This is a genomic window from Mesorhizobium sp. M0833 (assembly GCF_040319905.1).
Classification (GTDB): Bacteria; Pseudomonadota; Alphaproteobacteria; order Rhizobiales; family Rhizobiaceae; genus Mesorhizobium.
Window position 1 is genome coordinate 175,918 of the sequence record NZ_JAMYOQ010000007.1, and the last position, 16,459, is coordinate 192,376.

The following is a 16,459-nucleotide window of genomic DNA, read 5'->3' on the forward strand; positions in this document are numbered from 1 at the left end:
CCGGCCGACGCTATTTTGCCGCAAGCTGGGCGACGACCTCCTTGGCCACTGCCGCGCCCGATAGCCTGGCGCCGCCGCAGGTCTGCATCAGCGGACCGGCCAAATGCTCGCCGGCGAAGAAGATCTTTTCCGCCACCGGCTGCATCAGCGTGGCGCGCGCTTGCGAGCGGCCGGGCCGCGCCGCCGCATAGGCGCCGCGCACGAACCGCTCAGCGCCCCAATTGGTCATCATTGCGCGTCCGACATGCTTCCGCATGTCGCCGCCGAAGATGCCGCAGAGCCGGTCGACGACGAAGTCGATGCCGGCCGCCTCGCCCGCCGCCGACATCTCCCAGGCGAAATCGCCGCCGACGAAACCGACCATCAAATCGAGGTCGAAGGGAAAGCAGAGGAAGTAGATTTCGTGCCGGGCCAACCGCTCGATCAGCAAATCGTCGAACGGCTCCAGGCCGAGCCTTGTACCGGATATTTCGACCGGCAGCTTGGTCAGCATGCCCATCGGCAGGTCGAAGAAGGCGCCGAAATGCGCATCGGGGAGTGCAGGCGAGAACGCAATCTCCTCGAAGGCGAGCACTGCCGGCGAGGCGGTGACGATAACCGCCTTGGCGCGGATGGTACCGCGATCGGTGACGCAGGCTACGCCCGGCCCATCCCAGACGATCTTGCGCACCGGTGTCGCCAGTTCCACCGGCACATCGGCCCCGAAGCGCGCAACCAGCGTACCGAAGCCTTCCCTGGTGAAATAGTTCGGATCGAGATCGGCGGCGGCCTGAAAGTCGCGGATCGATATCTCGTCCTCGTCGGCGCCGAAATCCATCGGCCCGGCGAAGGTTGCGGCGGCGCGCGGCGCGTGTCCCTTGGCGAGCAATGCCGAAAGACGGTCGTCGTCGCCTTCCCTCACCTGATGTGCCGCCACCAGTTCGAACAGCCTTGCGTCGGCCACCTTCATCGCCGCCTCCTCGGCTTCGCTTGCCTTTCGCTCGCGGTGATAGAGATGGTCGACATTCATGTCGTGGTGATGAAGCGTCCAGGCAGCGGCTTTCGCCTCGGGAAAATAGGGATTGCGGTCCGCGGCATGCAGCCAGGCGCAGCCGATGTCGAACGGCACGCCGAAATGCTGATCGCAGGTCCAGGCGCGGCCGCCAATGCGGTTCATCGCTTCCAACAATTTGAAGGAAAAACCGGCAGCGCGCAGGGTCTTGGCAGCCGAAAGCCCGGCTGAACCGGCGCCGATGATCACGACATCAACGTCTTCCATGCTTATTCTGCCCCCGCCACAATAATTACTTGATCGTAGGCAAATTCCCGGGCGTCCGCCAGTGTGGTGGATTTGAGGTTCCTGCTGTATTGAGTGCATCGGCGTGGCGCCGGAGCAGTGACAAGCAGGTGTTTCGCAGGCAAGTTCGCAATTGGGAACGTGATTCAGGCAACCAGGAGAGCAGCATGGCATTTCTTGCCAAGAAGATGTTTGTAGTGGCCACGGTGGTGGCGGTGCTTGCGCTGGCGACGGGCGCGCAGGCGGCCAGCTGTGGCAAGAGCGGCGCCGGCTTCGAGGCGTGGAAACCGGAGTTCGCCGCGGAGGCCAAGGCCGACGGCGTCGGCTCGAAGGGTCTGGCCGCTCTGGCTCGCGCAACCTACGCGACAAAGACGATCTCCGTCGACCGCGCCATCCATAAGGCTTTCAGCGGCTCGGTGGAAGCCTTCATGAAGCGCCGTGGCGCGTCCGCGATCATTGCCAGGGGCCGTGCGCTGAAGAAGGCCAATGCTGCGCTGTTCGACAAGATCGAACAGAATTACGGCGTGTCGCCGGGCGTGTTGCTCGCCATCTGGGGCATGGAAACCGGCTTCGGTTCCGCCATGGGCAACCAGAATACGGTCTCCGCCATTTTAACGCTCGCTTATGACTGCCGCCGTCCGGAGTTCTTCTACCCGCATGCCATTGCGGCCCTGAAGCTGGTTGATCGCGGAGCGTTGAGCGCCTCGTCGGTCGGTGCCGCGCATGGCGAGATTGGTCACACGCAGTTCCTGCCCGGAAATGTTTTGACATATGGCGTAGGCAACAAAAACCTGCGCGACAAGGCCACTGCGTTGGCTTCTACCGCCAACTTCCTCAAGAGTCATGGTTGGCGACCGGGCGCCAGCGCGCAGGCGAATATCGGTGCAATTGCCGGCTGGAATTCCGCGAGCGTATACCAACAGGCCATCGCCCAGATCGCCGACGCGATCGATGCCGATTGATAGAATTCTCTGTTCGAGAGAAAGCCCGGCCACGCGCCGGGCTTTGCTCGATCTCCAGAGCATTTCGCGGCCAGATTGATCGTTCTGCCGGAAACAAACGTTGTGGCAGCCTACGTCCGGTTGGTCACCTGCCCTTGATGACTTTCCAGATGTCGGTGGATTGATTGAGCTGAAGGCTGTTGATGTCGGAGAAGGTGATTCGGCCGCTGACTGCTGCATTGACCAGCCGTCGACAAAAGAGAGCCGGCATGCGTTCCATTGAAACGCCCATGAAAGCAGCGATTTCCTGCTTGGCAGAGACGTTTGTTATCGCCATCTTGCTCACGCATCGGTCGAATGCTGCCTCGGGACCCGTCGTCGTCGCAGGATCTTGTCCGGTCTGGCAACCGGCCAACGCAACGATCATCGCCGACAGAGCCAAAAAGCTAATTCTCATGTTAATCCCCCAGTGCCCGAAACGACAATTCGATAATCCGACCGGGAGGTCAAGCAGAAAAGGCTTGGGCTGCTATAACTTGGCTGCTATAGTTAGCGGAAACTACATTAGAATCGTATTCACATATATCCAGCGAATCCGGTTATGTCCGACATATACTCAGCCGTTACGATTGCGCGCCACCAACGCCGGCAATCTCAGCGCGTTGAGGCGGATAAAACCTTCGGCGTCCTTCTGTAGGCGCCGCGGCCGCCCTCGAAGGTGACCAGCGCGTCTTCTCCGACTTGCGGCCGGTGACAATCACGTTGCCCTTGTGGAGCTTCAGCCGCACCGTGCCTTCGACGTCTTCCTGGCTCTTATCGATCATCGCCTGCGGTATCAGTTCGCTCGACCGCGAACCAGAAGCCGTTATAGATCAGCTCGGCGTAGCGCGGCATGAGGTGGGCGGCACCCCGGTCCAGCGGGATCGATTCGAATCGCCCGGTGGGCTGATATCAAGATGGTGCCGCCGGGGTCTCGTAGACGCCGCGCGACTTCGTGCCGACGAAACGGTTGAGCGCCTGGGCACATCACTCTCAATAATGCGCGTAGCCGCTCAATGGGCATTTCTGGGAAATGGGAACCTGGAAGGTGCCGTCAACGCCGCTGCAGGTACGGAACTTGAGCGTCCACGGCGCCGGGGTAGCCGCCTTTGGCTTGCTCTCGATGACCACCGGGACTCCGGAACCCTGCGCGTAGCCGCTCAACGGGCATTGCTGGGAAGCGGGAATCTGGAAGGGGCCGTCAAAACTTTTGCAGGTCCGGAATTTGGATGTTTGCTCCGACGGGGCTTGTGTGGATTGACACCCGGTAAAGACGGCCACCGCCGCAAGCAGAAGAAAAATTCTGTTTTTCACTTTTCAAAGCTCCGACCCGCAAGACAAGTAAGGTTAAACCGTGGAAAAGGTCAAACAGCAAGCGGCAAGAGCGCGTGGTCTCGATTATATTAGAGACACTAAATAAGACCGGCGTCTTCACCGGATTCCTAACTCGTCTAAGCATTAGGTGTGTTGGAACATCAGCCCTTACGACTACGCGCCGCCAGCGTGCGCAGCCTGAGCGCGTTGAGGCGGATAAAACCTTCGGCGTCCTTCTGGTCGTAGGCGCCGCGATCGTCCTCGAAGGTGACCAGCGCATCGGAATAGAGCGTCTTCTTCGACTTGCGGCCGGTGACGATGACGTTGCCCTTGTAGAGCTTCAGCCGCACCGTGCCTTCGACATCTTCCTGGCTCTTGTCGATCATCGCCTGCAGCATCAGCCGCTCGGGCGCGAACCAGAACCCGTTATAGATCAGCTCGGCATAGCGCGGCATGAACTCGTCCTTGAGATGGGCGGCTCCGCGGTCGAGCGTGATCGATTCGATCGCCCGGTGGGCCGATATCAGGATGGTGCCGCCGGGGGTCTCGTAGACGCCGCGCGATTTCATGCCGACGAAACGGTTCTCGACCAGATCTAGCCTGCCAATGCCGTTGTCGCGGCCGAGATCATTGAGCGCCGCCAGCATCGTCGCCGGCGACAGTTTCTTGCCGTCGAGCGCAACCGGGTCGCCCTTGAGGAATTCGATCTCGATCTCGGTGACCTCATCGGGCGCATCCATCGGCGAGATGGTGCGCTGGTGGACGAATTCCGGCGGCTCGCTCCACGGGTCCTCTAGCACCTTGCCCTCGGAGGAGGAGTGCAGAAGGTTGGCGTCGACCGAGAACGGCGCATCGCCCTTCTTGTCCTTCGGCACCGGGATCTGGTGCTGCTCGGCGAAGTTGATCAGGTCGGTGCGCGACTTGAACGACCAGTCGCGCCAGGGTGCGATGACCTTGATGTCGGGGTTCAACGCATAGGCGGAAAGCTCGAAACGCACCTGATCGTTACCCTTGCCGGTGGCCCCATGCGCGATCGCGTCGGCGCCGGTCTCCCTGGCGATCTCGACAAGATGTTTCGAGATCAGCGGCCGGGCGATCGAGGTGCCGAGCAGATAGCTGCCTTCATAGACGGCGTTGGCGCGGAACATCGGGAAGACGAAATCGGATACGAACTCCTCGCGGACATCTACGATGCGGATGTCCTTGATGCCCATCATCTCGGCCTTGCGCCTAGCCGGCTCCAGTTCGCCACCCTGGCCGAGATCGGCGGTGAAGGTGACGACCTCGGCGCCGAGCTCGGTCTGCAGCCATTTCAGGATGATCGAGGTATCGAGGCCGCCGGAATAGGCGAGCACGACTTTCTTGACGGCTTTTGCTTTCGACATGGTGGGCAGTTCCGCGACAGGGGTTCTTCGCGGGCGAGGTATCACGGCGTTTTAGGCCAGCGCAAGGGACGAACGATGCCTGGACCAGATGCTGTATCGCTCAGAGGCTGGCGAGCACACGGGTCCTGCGCTATGGCTGCGCCGTCTTTTGCCGCTACGAGACGAGCCATGTCCTTCATCCCCGACAGTACGACGCTTATCCAGTTCGCCATCGCCACCTTCATCCTGGCGATCACGCCCGGGCCTGACATGACGCTGTTCGTCTCGCGCACGCTGAGCCAGGGCCGTGCCACCGGCTTTGCCTCGATGGCCGGCGCCTTGTGCGGCACACTGATTCACACCACGCTGGTGGTGGTCGGCGTCTCGGCGCTGATCGTCGCCTCGCCGATGGCGTTCTTCGTGCTGAAGATTTTCGGCGCCGGCTATCTGGTCTTCCTGGCATGGCAGGCGATCACAAAAGGGTCGGCGTTTTCACCGGAGAAGAAGAGCGGGCCGCAGATCTCGCTGTTCCGCAGCTGGGCCGCGGGGCTCGGGGTCAACCTGCTCAACCCGAAGATCATCCTGTTCTTCATGACCTTCCTGCCGCAATTTGTCTCCGCCCATGACCCCAATGCGCCGGGAAAGCTGTTCTTCCTCGGCGCGATGTTCGTCGTGCTGGCGATCCCGGTGACGGCGCCGATGGTGCTGGCGGCGGAAAAATTCTCGGCCGCGATGAAATCCAGCCCGCGTGTGACCCGCGTCGTCGACTATCTATTTGCCGGAGTTTTTTCGGCCTTCGCGCTCAAGATCCTGACCGCCCAGGCGAAATAGGTACTTTCATTTTGCGCATGATCCTTTCCGAACCTTTGGTTCGGGGTCATGCGCTGATCTGGCGCCAGCTTCCGGCCGAGCGCCCGGCGCTCAGCCAGTAGAAAATACCGCCGACCATACCGCAGCCGATCACCGCCAGCATGACGCTTGTGTTGGTAACCTCGAAATTGGCATCGGCCGTCTGGTGGACGAAGCCGAGGAAGACCGCCGCCACCGCCGCGCCCGCCAGTGCATAGAACAGCCAGTCCCGCCGGCCAAGGATCTCGGAAACCAGGATGGCGATCGCCGCCGGCATGAAAGCGAAATAGGCGACGAACAGCCCGACGAAGGGGATTGAAAACCACAGCGATGCCTGCGCCGCCGGTTGCGTCTCATCCGTTATCAGCCCAAGAGACGCCAGGAACATGATGTTAAGGAAGGCGCTTGCCGCCAGCGAGGCAACGCCATAGCCGACAAGGATGACGGCGAAGCGGATCAGATAGGCGACGATGCGGTTCACACCTCGCCATGCCCCGCGATCATCATCGCTTCCAGCGCCAGCCGGTCGACCTTGCGCATGCGCTCGGAGTCCGACTTGAGCTGGCCGCAGGCGGCGAGAATATCGCGGCCGCGCGGCGTGCGGATCGGCGAAGCATAGCCGGCATTGTTGATGTAGTCGGCGAATTTCTCGATCGTCTCCCAGTCCGAGCACTGGTAGTTGGTGCCCGGCCACGGATTGAACGGAATCAGATTGATCTTGGCTGGGATGCCCTTGAGCAACTTGACCAGCCCCTTGGCGTCCTCGATCGAATCGTTGACGTCCTTCAGCATCACATATTCGAAGGTGATCCGCTTGGCGTTGGACAGGCCGGGATAGGCCCGGCAGGCAGCGATCAGCTCGTTGAGCGGATACTTCTTGTTGATCGGCACCAAAAGGTCGCGCAGATCGTCATTGGTGGCGTGCAGCGAGATCGCCAGCATCACACCGATCTCCTCGCCGGTGCGGAAGATCTCGGGCACGACACCCGATGTCGAGAGCGTGATGCGCCTCTTCGACAGGGAAAGCCCGTCGCCGTCGGATGCGATCAGCAGCGCCTTCTTCACCGCCTCGAAATTATAGAGCGGCTCGCCCATGCCCATCATGACGATGTTGGACACCTTCCGGCCCTCCGCCGGCACGATGGCGCCGTCGGGTGTGTCGCGGTCGGGGAAATCGCCGAGCCGGTCGCGGGCGGTCAAAAGCTGGGCGAGGATTTCCTCGGCGGTCAGGTTGCGCACCAGCTTCTGCGTGCCGGTGTGGCAGAAGGAGCAGGTCAGGGTGCAGCCGACCTGCGAAGAGATGCAGAGCGTGCCGCGGCCTTCTTCGGGAATGTAGACGGTCTCGATCTCGACCGGCCGGCCGGCGCCGCGCGGTGGAAAGCGGAACAGCCATTTGCGCGTGCCGTCGGAGGAAATCTGCTCCTCGACGATCTCGGGCCTGGCAACGGTGAAATGCGTGTCGAGGGCGGCGCGCAGATCCTTGGAGATGTTGAACATGCCGGCAAAGTCGGAAACGCCGCGCACATAGATCCAATGCCAGAGCTGTTGGGCGCGCATTTTCGCCTGGCGCTCCGGCACGATGCCGGCGGCGACGAGGGCGGCCCCGAGTTCGGCGCGCGTCAAGCCGATCAGCGACGGCTTTTCAGGCGTCGTGCGGGTGCGCAACGCGTCACGCGCGCCCTCAGTGGTGAGATCGAATGAAAGGGTCATTGTTGCGCCAATATAAGCGATTTGCGGCCGAATACAGCATCGTGCCCGAAATGAAGCGCGGCGCATAGCACAGGTTAGCGGCGGAGTCATGCAGGTGGTCTTTCCTTCTCCCCTGGGAGAAGGTGGCCCGAGCGTAGCTCGGTCGGGGGTGTTCCAGCTTGGCGCCGACCGCGTTCCGTCCAACACCCCTCTTCCGTCTCGGCGCTGCGCACCGATCCACCTTCTCTCACAAGGAGGGAAGGGAAGACCGCGCCTAACCGCCTACTTGCACTTGGCGATCGAGGCCAGCGCCGCCGAGATGCCCTTCAGCGAGAAGACGTAGGTGGTGGTGTTGCCGCGGCCGGACTTGGCCGACACCTTCATGTCGGTGCCGGTCTTCATCGCGGCGATCAGCACCGGCTCCTCGGCGGCGTTCTCGACCCAGGCCGACTTGCCGCGCGTGAACATCGAAAAAGACTTCTTGTCGATAGTGACGGTGGCCTTGGAACCTTCCTGGAAGGCGTAGCCGGCGATGAATTGCGGCTCGTAGGACACCTGCTGCCCCGGCCGCTGGCTGACGAAGAAGAACATGTCGCCGTGATCGAGCGTCGGCGGCTGTTTGTCGGTTGGCACCGTCAGGACATAGCAGACCTTGCCGCCGCCCGACGCCTGATAACTGTAGGTGCCCCAGGCATTATGCTGGCCGATCTTGGTTGCCGACTGCGCCAGCGCGGGCGCCGTCAAGGCCACCAGGGCCAGGCTGGAAACTATAGCAATCAATCCGCGCATCGCTTTTCCCGTATTCCACTGGTGCGGCGGCAGGCCGGCCCGGCGTCCTGCCCGTCGCTTCATTTTGATTTAATCTGGGTTACCAAACGGTGAATTTCCCCTGAGAAAAGGATGTTCACGCCAGGAAACCGCCGCCGTCTTCGCGCTGCCGCTCGAAAAAAGCGGCTGGCGCACTGTCCCTGCCGCGACTTGGAGGCCACGAAAACGGCAAGAGTTTGACTTTTCAAGCAGCTAGGTTTCGCGGCGATTCCCGCTTTTCTTGAGGTACGTGACGAATTTCCCTGCAGGCGGTACCATGTCTGCGTTCGTCGCCACGGCACTCGGCCAAGGTGCCCTCCTTGGCGGCTTACGGGAGATTTGGCCATGGCCATTTCCGAGACAGTCCTGATCCTCGCGGGCGGCACAGTCGTCCTGGCGATCGTGTTTGGCATTCGTGTCGCCGTCCGCGCGGCGGCTAGCGGCGCGGTGCCCCGGTCGCATGGCGGAGAGGCGGCGGGCGGATCGGGCGCGTCCGACGTACCCGGGGTCATTGCGCTACCGCCTTTGATTTTCCTCGGCTTCCTGGCGGCGGCAACCGTGCTCGAGGTGCTCGCGCCGCTCCCGGTCATGGCCGGGCAGGCGCTCGCCCGCTATCTGGCCGGCGCCGTGCTCGCGGTGTGCGGCTTCGTGTTCCTCTTTATGGCGGCGGGCCGCTTTCAGGCCGCTGGCACCAACATACCACCGACCTTGCCAACGACGGCGCTGGTCGTCGACGGTATCTATCGGCGGACCAGAAACCCCTTGTATCTGGGAGCGACCCTCATCTATCTGGGCCTCGGCGTCGCCGCCGGAAGTCTTTGGGCTATCGCGCTCGTCATCCCCCTGCTGTGGGTGATCAATACCGGCGTCATCGCGCCGGAAGAGCGCTACCTTGAGCGGAAGTTCGGAGATGCCTATCGCGCCTACAAGGCGCGGGTGCGGCGGTGGGTTTGACGGCCGGAAAGTCTCGCGCGATTTTTTGCGCCGTGCCGGCTCAGCTCTTGTCGGCGATGGCCTGTTTGGCGGCGAGCCGGTGCGCGGGCGTGATGTGGGCGCTGACGGTTGTGATCGCGGCGGTCAGCACGGCGATGTCGTCGGTGAAGCCAAGCCCAACCATGAAATCGGGGATGACGTCCGTCGGCAGCACGAAATAGCCGAGCGCAGCCAGCAATGTGCCCTTGGCGCGAAGCGGCGTCTTCTTGTCCATGGCGCAGTAATAGGCGGCGACCACCTCTTCCATAAACGGGATATGCCGGGCGGCTTTCTTCGCCGTACGCCAGAACTTGTCGCGCACTTCACTCTCGTTGCCCGGCTTGCTGCCGAGGCCGAAGAAATCAAAACCGGATTTTTGCACCATCAATCTCTCCGTGCGGCCGTCGCGTGACTTCACGCATGACCACGAGGCAAAATGTGGTGAAAGCCGAACCTCGCTGCAAGGTGCAGCTAGGCTCAGCCGCCGAAATAGCGGTTCATCTTCCTGGCCAGATCGAAATCCAGCGCCGTCAGGCCGCCGGCGTCGTGCGTGTTGAGGGTCACGTTTACCGTCTTGTAGACGTTCGACCAGTCGGGATGGTGGTCCATCTTTTCCGCCGCCAGGGCGACGCGGGTCATGAAGGCAAAGGCTTCGGAGAAATTCTTGAAGGTAAAGGTGCGGGTGATCGAGCCGCCATCCTTGGCCAGCGACCAGCCTTCCAGGCCGGCAAGTTCGGCGCGGATCGCCTCTTTTGCTAGTTTCTCCCTGGCCATATCCGCCTACCGCATGATCCGCGAAGCGTCAGCGGCGCCGACCAAACGGCTGGCGACGCGGTTGTCGGCACCTGAAAGCGGCCAGGCCTCCTCGACGACGTAAGGCCCGCCGCCGACCGAATCGCGCGACGACATCAGCACGAAGCGGCCGACCCGGAACGGCAGCGTCGAAAAATTGCCGCGTGCCGACAGGTACTGGGCGACATCGAGCGGGCTCGAATTGCGCAGGCGGGCCAGCGTCACATGCGGCATGAACTTGCGCGGGTCGGCCGGGATGCCGAGCCGCTGGCAGATGCGGTCGATCTCGGCCTGCAATGCGGAAAGATCGGGCGAAGCGGCGACCCCGGCCCACACCGCATGCGGCTTCTTCTGGCCGAAGGCGCCGACGCCGGACAGCGTCAGCGGGAAGGAGGAGCGGTGAACACGGTCGAGCGCGTTGGCGATTTCGTCGGCAACATGGCCCTCGACATCGCCGATGAAGCGCAGCGTCAGATGATAGTTCTCGACGTCGATCCAGCGGGCTCCGGGCAGGCCGCCCCTGAGCAGGGACAGCGAAAGAGCGGCATCACGCGGTATTTCGAGGGCGGTAAAAAGACGCGGCATGGGAAGCCTCCTGTCCTCGAATCGAACTCTTGCCCCTAGCGAATCATCGATATTCGAACGGGGCAAGCGGTTTGTTGGTCGCAGGGCTGCCTAAAAGCTTCCCCCACGGAATGTGGTGCGGCGGCGAACCCTCGCCTTCAGGAATTACCCCGCACCGTTGCAATGGCCTTCTCCACACCGGGCAGGATACCCTCGACGATGCGGTCGACGCCTCCGGCGTTCGGATGAAGGCCGTCCTCGAGCTGCAGGACGGATTGACCAGCGATGCCCTCGAGAAAGAAAGGATAGAGCGGCACGCCGTATTTTTCAGCCAGTCGCGGAAAGATTGCGTCGAACGCCTTCTGGTAGTCGGCGCCGAGATTGGGCGCCGCGCGCATTCCGGCAAGCAAAACGGCGATCTTGCGCTGCTTCAGTTTTGCCAGCATGGCGTCCAGGTTTTTTTCCGCTATGGCGGGCGAAACGCCGCGCAGCATGTCGTTGGCGCCGAGTTCCAGGATGACGAGTTGCGTTCCGTCCGGCACCGACCAGTCGAGCCGTGACAGGCCGCCGCTCGTCGTATCGCCGGAGACGCCAGCATTGGCGACCGTGACATCGTAGCCCTTGGCGCGAAGCGCCGCCTGCAGCTTTTCGGTGAAGCCCTGACCTGGCCCGAGCCCATAACCCGCCATCAAGCTGTCGCCTAAACCGACAATGGTGAAGGGTTCGGTGCTCGCCGACGAAATGGCGCCGCAAACGGCGAGGAAAAGGGCGAAGGCTGCGGCAAAGGTGTGTTTGAAAGCCATGCGGCAGGCCCCATATGAACCAGGAACATCTGTTGGCGAAGGCAGGTTTTCATCTTTGTCGAGCATCGGATGCTCTAGCCTTCATCCTCCATATAGGACGATTTGATTTTGGAAGAAGCCGTCATTTCGCTGAAAGACGTATCGCTAACGCTCGGTGAAGGTGGCTCCTCGGTCCATGTGCTGAAGGGCGTCAGCCTCAATGTGGCGGGCGGCGAGGCGACAGGCATCGTTGGACCCTCCGGTTCGGGAAAGTCGACACTACTGATGGTTTTGGCTGGGCTTGAAAGGGTCGATTCGGGCACGGTTCGAATTGCCGGCGAGCTGCTCAACGGCAAAAGCGAAGACCAGATCGCATCGTTTCGGGGGCGAAACATCGGCATCGTATTCCAGTCTTTCCATCTCATCCCCAATATGACGGCGCTGGAAAACGTTGCCGTCCCGCTGGAGCTTGCCGGCCATGCCGATCCGTTCGGCGTGGCGGCGCGCGAGCTGGCGGCGGTCGGTCTCAGCGATCGCGTCACCCATTACCCCGGCGAATTGTCTGGCGGCGAGCAACAGCGCGTGGCTATCGCCCGGGCGCTGGCGCCGTCGCCGCGCATCTTGATCGCCGACGAGCCGACCGGCAATCTCGACCAGGCGACGGGGCGGCACGTCGCCGACCTGCTGTTTGCCAAGGCCGCCGAGCGCGGCATGACGCTGGTGCTGGTCACACATGACCCGGTACTCGCCGCGCGCTGCTCGCGCCAGGTGTCGATGCGGTCGGGGCTGATCGAGGACGCGCCTGAGCCGGCCACCAGGGCCGGCAAGGTGACCGCCTGATGCCGTTGTCGCAAACGCTGAGGCTCGCCTTTCGGTTTTCGCTGCGCGAAATGCGTGGCGGGCTGTCCGGCTTCCTGATCTTCCTTGCCTGCATCGCGCTCGGCGTCGCGGCAATCGGCGGCGTCAATTCGGTCGCGCAAGCGATTTCCGCCGGTGTTGCCGACCAGGGCCAGACGCTGCTCGGCGGCGATCTCCGCTTCCAGCTCAACCAGCGCGATCTTACCAGAGCCGAACGCAGCTTCCTCGACCGGCTTGGCACGGTTTCGCACAGTGCCAACATGCGCTCGATGGCCAGGCTCGAGGACGGCTCCGACCAGGCGCTGGTCGAGGCCAAGGCGGTCGACGGCGCCTATCCGCTCTATGGCGCGCTGGAGACCGAGCCGGTCCTGTCGCGAGAGGATCTGTTCGGCGAAAAATCCGGCGTCTTCGGCGCCGCCGCGCCGGACCTTTTGTTCGAGCGGCTGAACCTTGGCATCGGCGACCGGCTGAAGCTCGGCAGCGTGACATTCGAGCTGCGTGCAAGGCTGGTCAACGAGCCGGATGCGGTGTCGGATGGCTTCGGCTTTGCGCCGCGGCTGATGGTGTCGACCGACGGGCTTGCCGCTTCCGGCCTGATCCAGCCGGGCAGCCTGGTCGAGAACGCCTATAAGGTCCGGCTGCCCGGCGGCACCGGCGACGCACAGATCAAGGCGATCCAGGATCAGGCGGCAAAAGAGTTCCCGCAGGCCGGCTGGTCGATCCGCACGCGCAGCAACGCGGCGCCGGCGTTGTCCTCGAACATCGAGCGGTTCTCGCAATTCCTGACGCTGGTTGGGCTGACGGCGCTGGTGGTCGGCGGCGTCGGCGTGGCCAATGCCGTGCGTGCCTATCTCGACTGCAAGCGCGGCGTCATCGCCACCTTCAAGAGCCTAGGGGCTTCGGGCGGGTTCGTCTTTGCCGTCTATCTGGTGCAGATCCTGATGATCGCCGCCCTCGGCATCACGCTGGGCCTGGTGCTCGGCGCATTGATGCCGTTCGCGGCCAGCGCCGCACTCCAATCGGTTATTCCTGTGCCGGCGGAAGGTGGGTTCTATCCCGGCGCCCTCGGCATGGCAGCGCTGTTCGGGCTGCTGGTGACGCTGGCTTTCGCCTTGCTTCCGCTCGGCCGCGCCCGCGACGTGCCGGCAACGGCGCTGTTTCGCGAAATGGGTTTCGAGGGCCGCGGTTTTCCCCACCCGCTCTACATCGCCGCGGCATTGGGCATCGCCCTGCTCCTGGCGGTACTGGTGATCCTGTTTTCCGACGACCGCCGTATTGCCTCGATCTTCATTGGGGCCACGGTGGTGTCGTTCCTGGTGCTGCGTGTCGTCGGCTCGCTGGTGCAGTGGGCGGCAAAGAAAAGCCCGCGCGTGCGTTCGACCGCGCTCAGGCTCGCCATCGGCAACATCCATCGGCCAGGCGCCTTGACGCCATCGGTGGTTCTGTCGCTTGGCCTCGGGCTGACGCTGCTGGTGACGCTGGCGCTGATCGACGGCAATCTCAGGCGGCAGATCTCGGGCAGCCTGCCGGAACGGGCACCGAACTTCTTCTTCGTCGATATCCAGAGCGGCGACGTCGATGCTTTCTCTGCGCTGGTCGGCAAAGAGGCGCCGCAGGGCAGGCTGATCAAGGTGCCGATGCTGCGCGGCCGGGTGATGGCGCTCAACGGCGTCGCTGTCGACAAGGTCAAGGTTCCGGCCGGGGGCGCCTGGGTGCTGCGCGGTGATCGCGGCCTGACCTATGACGCAAAGCTGCCGGAGAATGCGACGCTGACCGAGGGCAGCTGGTGGCCGGAGAACTATGCCGGCGAGCCGCTGGTCTCGTTTTCCGCCGAGGAAGGCAACGAGATCGGGCTGAAGCTCGGCGACACCATCACCGTCAACGTGCTTGGCCGCAACATCACGGCCAAGATCGCCAATTTCCGCCAGGTCGAATGGGAAACCATGGGCATTAATTTCGTCATGGTGTTCTCCCCCAACACATTCGCCGGGGCGCCGCACGGCTGGTTGGCGACGCTTACCGAGACGAATGCGTCGGCAGCCGACGACGCGCATCTTCTCAATGCCGTCACGCGTGCCTTTCCCGCGGTCACGACAGTCAGGGTCAAGGACGCGCTCGAAATCGTCAACCGGCTGGTGGCGCAGCTCGGCACAGCAATCAGGGCGGCAGCGGGCGTGGCGTTGATCGCCTCGGTGCTGGTGCTGGCCGGCGCGCTCGCCGCCGGCAACCGGGCTCGCATCCACGACGCGGTGGTGCTGAAGACCCTGGGTGCGACCAGGAAAACGCTGATCGCCGCTTTTTCGCTGGAATACATGCTGATCGGCCTTGCCACCGCGATCTTCGCGCTGGCGGCGGGCGGTGTGGCGGCATGGTTCGTCGTCGCGCGCATCATGACGCTGCCATCGCACTTCATGCCCGAGGTGGCGGTGGCGACCATCGGCTTTTCACTGGTGGTCACCGTCGGCATCGGCCTTGCCGGCACGTGGCGGGTGCTGGGCCACAAGGCGGCGCCGGTGCTGCGGAATCTTTGAGCCAGAGCCGGTTTTGATTAAATCTCGTTAATGTTTCGGGCGGGAAGGCCAATAAAACCGGATCTCTGGCACTTCACGGAGCATTACGTTTGGTTACGGTCTTGTCCTTTACACCAAGAACCATCATATTTCGGCGCAGGCATGCTGGAGCCCCGCCAGCGGCGCCTGGGTTCAAATGGACCTGACACCGGACGGGGCAGAAGCAATATGAGGATTTCCATGGCTGATCCCGTTCGCAATTATCAGACGCGCGCCGTGCCCGGCGCCGGCGTCGATGCTGCCATCGACCAGGGCCTGCGGGCCTACATGATCAAGGTCTACAATCTGATGGGGCTTGGCCTCCTCATCACCGGCCTTGCCGCGGTCGGCACAATCATGCTGGCCACGACCAGCGATCCCGCCTCGGCGGTCGCGACGTTGCCAAGCGGCGAGATGCTGACCTCGTTCGGCTACGCGATCTTCGGCTCGCCGCTGAAATGGTTGGTGATCTTTGCCCCGCTGGCAGCGGTGATGTTCCTGTCGTTCCGCGTCCAGTCGATGAGCGTTTCGGCCGCGCAGACGACGTTCTGGGTCTATGCCGGCCTCGTCGGCCTGTCGCTGTCGTCGATCTTCCTGGTCTACACCACCGCCAGTATCTCGCAGACCTTCTTCGCCACCGCCGCCGCCTTTGGCGGGCTGTCCCTCTACGGCTACACGACCAAGCGCGATCTCTCGGCGTTCGGGTCGTTCCTGGTCATGGGCCTGGTCGGCCTGATCATTGCGATGGTGATCAACATCTTCCTGCAGTCGTCGGCGCTTTCCTTCGCCGTTTCGGCGATCGGCGTGCTGATCTTCGCAGGCCTCACCGCCTACGACACGCAGAACATCAAGGAGATGTATTTCGAGGGTGACGAGACTGATGTCGCCGGCCGCAAGGCGATTATGGGCGCATTGAGGCTCTATCTCGATTTCATCAACCTGTTCATGTTCCTGCTGCAGTTCATGGGCGACCGTCGCTAAATACGGTTTTCCTGGACCGGCGAGTTTGGAAAGGGCGGCCCAATGGCCGCCCTTTTCTTTTGTGCCGGCTTTTGCTGTGATATAGGCAGATGAACGACGTGCCTAAATTATGAGCAGCATCAACTTGCGGGCCGCGACGTCGGCCGATCTCGACCGGATCACGGAAATCTATGCCGACGCGGTGACGAATGGCACTGCCAGCTATGAACTCGAGCCACCAAGCCGCACCGAGATGGGCGCGCGCTTCGACAACCTGATGGCGGGCGGCTTTCCCTATCTGGTTGCGGAAAAGGCCGGCAGCGTGCTCGGCTATGCCTATGCCGGGGCGTTCCGGCCGCGCCCGGCCTACCGCTTCGTCGTTGAGGATTCCGTCTATGTCGCGCCCGAGGCCAAAGGGCAAGGCGTCGGGCTGCTCTTGATGCAAGGGCTGATCGAAGCGGCCAAGGCGGCAGGTTTTCGCCAGATCATCGCGGTGATCGGCGACGGCCGGCCCGATAGCGCCTCGGTACGGTTGCACGAGAAGCTCGGCTTTCGTCATTCCGGCCGCCTGGAAGGCTCAGGGTATAAACACGGACGCTGGCTCGACACGGTGTTCATGCAGTTGCCGATCAATGGCGGGGCGTCGATCCAGCCTGATCCGCAGTCGCTGCCCGAGCGGAAGTTCCGCGAACAAAAATAAGAG

The 16,459-nt window shown here is 62.7% G+C and carries 18 protein-coding genes and 1 pseudogene; 7 read left to right on the plus strand and 12 right to left on the minus strand.

Annotated features, from left to right (window positions below):
- Positions 1-10 precede the first annotated feature (10 nt).
- Positions 11-1,258, minus strand: a complete 1,248-nt coding sequence (locus NKH98_RS10865) for a flavin monoamine oxidase family protein (RefSeq protein WP_352898272.1) — start codon at positions 1,256-1,258, stop codon at positions 11-13.
- A gap of 185 nt (positions 1,259-1,443) precedes the next feature.
- Between NKH98_RS10865 and NKH98_RS10870 the strand changes: the two genes are divergently transcribed.
- Positions 1,444-2,238: a lytic murein transglycosylase gene (locus tag NKH98_RS10870; protein WP_352898355.1), complete on the plus strand. Its 795-nt coding sequence runs from the start codon at positions 1,444-1,446 to the stop codon at positions 2,236-2,238.
- A gap of 124 nt (positions 2,239-2,362) precedes the next feature.
- Here NKH98_RS10870 and NKH98_RS10875 read toward each other — a convergent pair whose 3' ends face one another.
- The 4 genes and pseudogenes from NKH98_RS10875 to NKH98_RS10890 form a co-directional block, all read right to left on the minus strand.
- On the minus strand, positions 2,363-2,659 hold the full coding sequence (locus tag NKH98_RS10875) for a hypothetical protein (protein WP_352898273.1): 297 nt from the start codon (positions 2,657-2,659) through the stop codon (positions 2,363-2,365).
- Between the two features lie 174 nt (positions 2,660-2,833).
- Positions 2,834-3,228: pseudogene (locus NKH98_RS10880) on the minus strand (argininosuccinate synthase); the annotation flags it as partial.
- Between the two features lie 21 nt (positions 3,229-3,249).
- Positions 3,250-3,570, minus strand: coding sequence for a hypothetical protein (locus NKH98_RS10885; RefSeq protein WP_352898275.1), 321 nt, complete (start codon positions 3,568-3,570; stop codon positions 3,250-3,252).
- 161 nt (positions 3,571-3,731) lie between these two features.
- Positions 3,732-4,955: an argininosuccinate synthase gene (locus tag NKH98_RS10890; RefSeq protein WP_352898277.1), complete on the minus strand. Its 1,224-nt coding sequence runs from the start codon at positions 4,953-4,955 to the stop codon at positions 3,732-3,734.
- Positions 4,956-5,123: 168 nt separating this feature from the next.
- On the opposite strand from NKH98_RS10890, the gene NKH98_RS10895 reads away from it, so the two are divergent.
- A complete protein-coding gene (locus tag NKH98_RS10895) occupies positions 5,124-5,765 on the plus strand; it encodes a LysE family translocator (protein WP_352898279.1) in 642 nt (213 codons plus the stop codon).
- A gap of 46 nt (positions 5,766-5,811) precedes the next feature.
- On the opposite strand, the gene NKH98_RS10900 is transcribed toward NKH98_RS10895, so the two are convergent.
- From NKH98_RS10900 to NKH98_RS10910, 3 genes are all read right to left on the minus strand, one after another.
- A complete protein-coding gene (locus NKH98_RS10900; protein WP_352898281.1) occupies positions 5,812-6,264 on the minus strand; it encodes a hypothetical protein in 453 nt (150 codons plus the stop codon).
- Positions 6,261-7,493, minus strand: coding sequence for a dual-specificity RNA methyltransferase RlmN (gene rlmN, locus NKH98_RS10905; protein ID WP_352898283.1), 1,233 nt, complete (start codon positions 7,491-7,493; stop codon positions 6,261-6,263). The genes NKH98_RS10900 and rlmN overlap by 4 nt, the downstream gene beginning before the upstream one ends.
- A 261-nt stretch (positions 7,494-7,754) precedes the next feature.
- On the minus strand, positions 7,755-8,261 hold the full coding sequence (locus NKH98_RS10910; protein ID WP_352802194.1) for an invasion associated locus B family protein: 507 nt from the start codon (positions 8,259-8,261) through the stop codon (positions 7,755-7,757).
- 363 nt (positions 8,262-8,624) lie between these two features.
- Here NKH98_RS10910 and NKH98_RS10915 point away from each other — a divergent pair, with 363 nt between their 5' ends.
- Positions 8,625-9,233: a methyltransferase family protein gene (locus NKH98_RS10915; RefSeq protein WP_352898286.1), complete on the plus strand. Its 609-nt coding sequence runs from the start codon at positions 8,625-8,627 to the stop codon at positions 9,231-9,233.
- 40 nt (positions 9,234-9,273) lie between these two features.
- On the opposite strand, the gene NKH98_RS10920 is transcribed toward NKH98_RS10915, so the two are convergent.
- The 4 genes from NKH98_RS10920 to NKH98_RS10935 all read right to left on the minus strand — a co-directional run bounded on the left by NKH98_RS10920 (position 9,274) and on the right by NKH98_RS10935 (position 11,410).
- Positions 9,274-9,636, minus strand: coding sequence for a YkvA family protein (locus tag NKH98_RS10920; protein WP_352650233.1), 363 nt, complete (start codon positions 9,634-9,636; stop codon positions 9,274-9,276).
- A gap of 92 nt (positions 9,637-9,728) precedes the next feature.
- On the minus strand, positions 9,729-10,025 hold the full coding sequence (locus tag NKH98_RS10925; RefSeq protein ID WP_254817876.1) for a 4a-hydroxytetrahydrobiopterin dehydratase: 297 nt from the start codon (positions 10,023-10,025) through the stop codon (positions 9,729-9,731).
- 6 nt (positions 10,026-10,031) lie between these two features.
- Positions 10,032-10,628: an RNA 2',3'-cyclic phosphodiesterase gene (gene thpR / locus NKH98_RS10930; RefSeq protein WP_352898290.1), complete on the minus strand. Its 597-nt coding sequence runs from the start codon at positions 10,626-10,628 to the stop codon at positions 10,032-10,034.
- Between the two features lie 137 nt (positions 10,629-10,765).
- The gene (locus NKH98_RS10935) at positions 10,766-11,410 is read right to left on the minus strand and encodes an arylesterase (RefSeq protein ID WP_352898293.1); all 645 of its coding nucleotides are present in this window, start codon (positions 11,408-11,410) and stop codon (positions 10,766-10,768) included.
- Between the two features lie 108 nt (positions 11,411-11,518).
- Between NKH98_RS10935 and NKH98_RS10940 the strand changes: the two genes are divergently transcribed.
- The 4 genes from NKH98_RS10940 (at position 11,519) to NKH98_RS10955 (ending at position 16,456) form a co-directional block, all read left to right on the plus strand.
- Positions 11,519-12,229: an ABC transporter ATP-binding protein gene (locus NKH98_RS10940; RefSeq protein WP_352479681.1), complete on the plus strand. Its 711-nt coding sequence runs from the start codon at positions 11,519-11,521 to the stop codon at positions 12,227-12,229.
- Entirely contained in the window at positions 12,229-14,778 is a 2,550-nt protein-coding gene (locus tag NKH98_RS10945) for an ABC transporter permease (protein WP_352898296.1), read from the plus strand. Before NKH98_RS10940 ends, NKH98_RS10945 begins: the two co-directional genes overlap by 1 nt.
- A gap of 219 nt (positions 14,779-14,997) precedes the next feature.
- A complete protein-coding gene (locus NKH98_RS10950; RefSeq protein ID WP_254817871.1) occupies positions 14,998-15,777 on the plus strand; it encodes a Bax inhibitor-1/YccA family protein in 780 nt (259 codons plus the stop codon).
- Positions 15,778-15,886: 109 nt separating this feature from the next.
- Positions 15,887-16,456: a GNAT family N-acetyltransferase gene (locus NKH98_RS10955; RefSeq protein ID WP_352898299.1), complete on the plus strand. Its 570-nt coding sequence runs from the start codon at positions 15,887-15,889 to the stop codon at positions 16,454-16,456.
- Positions 16,457-16,459: the final 3 nt, after the last annotated feature.